Source organism: Nocardia sp. JCM 38205 (genome assembly GCF_058222935.1).
Genome location: NZ_JBYHFL010000003.1, coordinates 1 through 3564, shown reverse-complemented (window position 1 = coordinate 3564; position 3564 = coordinate 1). Strand labels below are relative to the sequence as shown.

The following is a 3564-nucleotide window of genomic DNA, read 5'->3' as shown; positions in this document are numbered from 1 at the left end:
GGGGGTGAAGAGAAGAAAGAAACCCCCTTGTTCTGGCCGGCCTGGAGGCCCCCCCGAAGCGCCGCCGCAGGCGCTCTTGATCCTGTATGGCGAAATTCGGCAACCACTCGCAGAACGTGAGCCGCACACGGACAATCGAGCCCATGACTGCGCTCGCGTTGACACCGGAACGTCGCTCGGAACTGGCTGCCCTGCTCGGGGACGAATCGCGGTTGCAGGCCGAGTTTCCCAAGGTGGCGGAGTATCTCGATACCGCGCCGATGCTGGCAGGCACCGGTGATCAGGATGCTGATGCCGCGTTTGATCTGCGGTTCGTGCACTACATGACCGGCGGAGGCGAGCAGTCCGCAAACCCGTACTGGGACATCGTGGCTCCGTCTGTCGCGGTCGACGGGGGACGCCGGGTGGTGAACGGGGGGACTCCGAGTGGCAGCGTCCGACTGGGCTTCGTGCAGACGATCTTGCAGAGTGCGTACGCCTACGCGATTCCGTCGCCGGAAACGCTGAGCTGGGTCCGCACGTTTACCGGTGGCCGGCGCGTAGTCGAACTGGGCGCAGGCCGTGGCTACTGGGCGAAACAACTGGCTGACCACGGCGTCGATGTCCGGGCGTTCGATTCCGAACCGCCGAACAGCACGGCGAACCCGTCGTTCCCGGACGCCGCAGGCCAGCGAACCGTGTGGTACCCGGTGTCAGGCCTCGATGAATTCGACGCAGAGCTGGACGGGAAATCAGTTCTGTTCCTCTGCTGGCCACCGGGCTGGGGGAACACGATGGCCTCCGAGGCGCTGGAGAAGTTCGAGACCCGGGGTGGTCGTCGCGTGATCTTCATCGGGGAACCGCAGGGCGGCAAGACCGGCGATGATGCGTTCTTTGCCCGACTCTCGGAGGCGTGGACGCTGGAATCCGAAGATGCGCAGCATGTCTCGTGGTGGAACCTCAGGGACGTTGCCCAGGGCTGGGTGCGGTCCGTATAGGCCAGATACGAAAGATGGCCCGATCGGCTATGCGACCGGGCCATCTTCGGCGAGCTGTCTAGGACTGGGGTTCGAGCGTCATCCTGAAGACGAACGACTCGTACCGGTCCTTCGGATACGACACGTCCGAGACCATCAGGACCCGGCCGTCTCGGATAAATCGCTGGTGGACAGTCTTTACCAGCTCGCCGGACGGCACTTCGAGCCACACCGCGTGTGTCGGCGCGGGCATCTTGTCGGCCAGGGTCTCCTCGAGCACGGTCGCGGTTGAAACATCCGTACCCGGCAGCTGGTAGCTGTCCGAGATAGAGACCGCTCGACCGCGCTCGGAGGCCATCGTCACGATGTGCTCGACATCGGCGTTCAGATCGATCCTGAAAAGGCCGGCCAATTCATCGTCGGCGGGAATCACCCGGGTCTCTCGCTCGATCTGCACGTCGTCGTCACCGCCTGCGGACTCGTTTCCGAAGGTCACTTCCGGGTCTTCCATCTGCCGTTCCGGGGACACACGAACCAGCGTCGGCCGAGCTGCGACGAACGTCCCTCGGCGCTCAATCGTGTAGACGAGTCCCTGCCGTAGCAAGAGATCGATCACCTTACGAATGACGATCTCAGACACCCCGTGCCGCTTCGCCAGCTCGGAATAGCTCGGTAGCTGCGTCCGTGCAGGTAGGGCACCGCTGCGGATCTCGCGCGCGATCTCTCCCGCAATGGATACGTACGCAGGCTCACTCATGGCTCTAACTCCTCCGTGTCGGTGAAAACGGCTGCTCATACACAACTGCGTATACACACCCCAGCGTACGCCTCCAATCCCAGATCCGCCGCGAAAAATCCCGCGCCGACCTGCGCATACACAGAAACACTTGTGCGTATACGCAGCTGTGTATACGCTGTTGTGTATGCACAGATCGTGCTGAGATTCACAAGACGCAAGGAGTGGCCAGATGGCTATCAGCAGGGGTTTCCGTTTCCCGATCGAGTTCGGCAAGGCGTTCCCGCAGGGCTTGGTTCTGCTGGGGGATATCGCGGCGGCGACGAAGTACAACCCGAACCCGAACGCTGCGCCAGAGCAGATGTTCGACATCGACCCGAAGACCGGTGAGGGCACGGGCCTGCCGCTGTGGAAGGCGACGGTGACCGATCCGCACGAGGACAAGGCCAAGCGGGCCTCGTTCGAGATCATCTTCATTTCCTCGCACCAGCCGGTTCCGGCCACGCAGGAGATCGTTCCCGGCACGGGCATGCGAATGATCGAGCTGGAGGGGCTGACCGCTGAGCCGCGCGTGATGGGCCAGGGCGAGTTCAAGTACCAGGGCTACCAGTTCCGCGCCACGGGCATCAAGGGCGACACCAACACCCCGAAGGCCACCAACACCAACGGTGCGAAGGCGGCGGCGTGATGAGCACCGAGGTCTGGATGGTTGTGGACTCGTCGTCGCTGTTTGCCGATGACGTGGTGGCCGCGAAGTACAGCGAGCGCATCGGCAAGGTGGTCGTCGAGACCGGGTCGGGGCAGTTGTTCATGACGCCGTTTGTCGCGGCCGGGCTGGTCGACAGTCTCGCGGATGCGGTGGCCGAGGCGGATGCCGCTGCGATTGTCGAGGCCCGTGAGGGTGAGGCGGCGTGATGTTTGCGCCGAAGTCCTGGATGACGGTAGCGCGTGTGTTCGCGGTCCTGGTAATCGTGGGCGTGGGCGCTGCCGCGTTCCGGCTCTCGTTTGCCACGCTGGCCGATCTGGCCGAGTTGGCCAACATTCCGGCCTCGGATGCGTGGCTGTTCCCGCTGATCGTTGACGGCACTATCTGCCTGGCCACCCTCGGGACGCTGGTGCTGGCGAAGTCGCCGGAACGCCAGTTCTTCCTGTGGGTGCTCGGCGCTGGTGCGGTGGTGTCGGTGGCGGGCAACAGCCTGCACGCGGTGACAGATGGCCGGCCATTGCCCGGGTGGGCGGCTGCCCTGGTCGCCGCGATCGCCCCGATATCGCTGCTGGTCGATACCCACGGTCTGGCGGTGTTGTTCCGTGCTGCACAACGCAATTCGGCTCCCGCGCTGGAAGTCGTGACCGAACCCGAGACGGTCACGGAGCCGGAAGCCGTTGCCGTTGCTCCCGAGCCAGCTCCGGTGTCTGAGCCTGTGCCCGTTCCCGTCCCGGAGCCGGTGACCGAACCGCTTCCGGTGCCAACTCCCGCCCCGGCCCCGGCCCCGGCTCCTGCGCCTGCGCCGCGTGCGGTGGTGCGCCCTGTTCGTCCTGTTCCTGTTCGTCCGCGTCCGGTCCAGCAACCGATGCTGCCGCTCGCTGTGCCTGTTGGGGGTGTCTGATGTCGAAAACTGCTCTGTGGGCTGGTGTTGCGGCGCTGCCGCTGCTGGTCCTGTTGCCCGCCGCGCCCGCTGCGGCCGATCCCGGCTCGGAGTGCGTGATGTTCTGCGACGACCAGTCCACCGGGTCTCCGGCCGAGTCCCGGCCCGAGGTGGATATGCGGGTCTGCTGGCGGTGCGGGCTGCCGATCCCGTTGCTGGGCAAGCCGCTGGAAGAGGAGACGAACCCATGGGGTCGCTGATGAAACACCCGCTGGTTTCGGCGCTG

The 3564-nt window shown here is 64.9% G+C and carries 6 protein-coding genes; 5 read left to right on the top strand and 1 reads right to left on the bottom strand.

Going from position 1 to position 3564, the window contains the following annotated elements; genetic code table 11:
* The first annotated feature begins 143 nt into the window (after window positions 1-143).
* Window positions 144-977 carry a class I SAM-dependent methyltransferase gene (locus AC4HOU_RS11700; protein WP_195020425.1) on the top strand — a complete coding sequence of 278 codons (834 nt, stop codon included), beginning with the start codon at window positions 144-146 and terminating at the stop codon, window positions 975-977.
* 58 nt (window positions 978-1035) lie between these two features.
* On the opposite strand, the gene AC4HOU_RS11695 is transcribed toward AC4HOU_RS11700, so the two are convergent.
* Window positions 1036-1713, bottom strand: coding sequence for a GntR family transcriptional regulator (locus AC4HOU_RS11695; protein ID WP_195016263.1), 678 nt, complete (start codon window positions 1711-1713; stop codon window positions 1036-1038).
* A gap of 211 nt (window positions 1714-1924) precedes the next feature.
* On the opposite strand from AC4HOU_RS11695, the gene AC4HOU_RS11690 reads away from it, so the two are divergent.
* From AC4HOU_RS11690 to AC4HOU_RS11675, 4 genes are read left to right on the top strand one after another with little or no spacing between them, the layout of a single operon-like run.
* Window positions 1925-2380: a hypothetical protein gene (locus AC4HOU_RS11690; protein ID WP_036534195.1), complete on the top strand. Its 456-nt coding sequence runs from the start codon at window positions 1925-1927 to the stop codon at window positions 2378-2380.
* A complete protein-coding gene (locus tag AC4HOU_RS11685) occupies window positions 2380-2607 on the top strand; it encodes a hypothetical protein (protein ID WP_195016262.1) in 228 nt (75 codons plus the stop codon). Before AC4HOU_RS11690 ends, AC4HOU_RS11685 begins: the two co-directional genes overlap by 1 nt.
* Window positions 2608-2627: 20 nt before the next feature.
* Window positions 2628-3299: a DUF2637 domain-containing protein gene (locus AC4HOU_RS11680; protein WP_195020424.1), complete on the top strand. Its 672-nt coding sequence runs from the start codon at window positions 2628-2630 to the stop codon at window positions 3297-3299.
* Window positions 3299-3538: a hypothetical protein gene (locus AC4HOU_RS11675; protein WP_195016260.1), complete on the top strand. Its 240-nt coding sequence runs from the start codon at window positions 3299-3301 to the stop codon at window positions 3536-3538. The genes AC4HOU_RS11680 and AC4HOU_RS11675 overlap by 1 nt, the downstream gene beginning before the upstream one ends.
* Window positions 3539-3564: the final 26 nt, after the last annotated feature.

What these genes read in the sequence shown, in the direction of transcription:
- AC4HOU_RS11700 (WP_195020425.1), top strand. Translation starts at nt 144, where the DNA reads ATGACTGCGCTCGCGTTGACACCGGAACGTCGCTCGGAACTGGCTGCC.
- AC4HOU_RS11695 (WP_195016263.1), bottom strand. Translation starts at nt 1,713, where the DNA reads ATGAGTGAGCCTGCGTACGTATCCATTGCGGGAGAGATCGCGCGCGAG.
- AC4HOU_RS11690 (WP_036534195.1), top strand. Translation starts at nt 1,925, where the DNA reads ATGGCTATCAGCAGGGGTTTCCGTTTCCCGATCGAGTTCGGCAAGGCG.
- AC4HOU_RS11685 (WP_195016262.1), top strand. Translation starts at nt 2,380, where the DNA reads ATGAGCACCGAGGTCTGGATGGTTGTGGACTCGTCGTCGCTGTTTGCC.
- AC4HOU_RS11680 (WP_195020424.1), top strand. Translation starts at nt 2,628, where the DNA reads ATGACGGTAGCGCGTGTGTTCGCGGTCCTGGTAATCGTGGGCGTGGGC.
- AC4HOU_RS11675 (WP_195016260.1), top strand. Translation starts at nt 3,299, where the DNA reads ATGTCGAAAACTGCTCTGTGGGCTGGTGTTGCGGCGCTGCCGCTGCTG.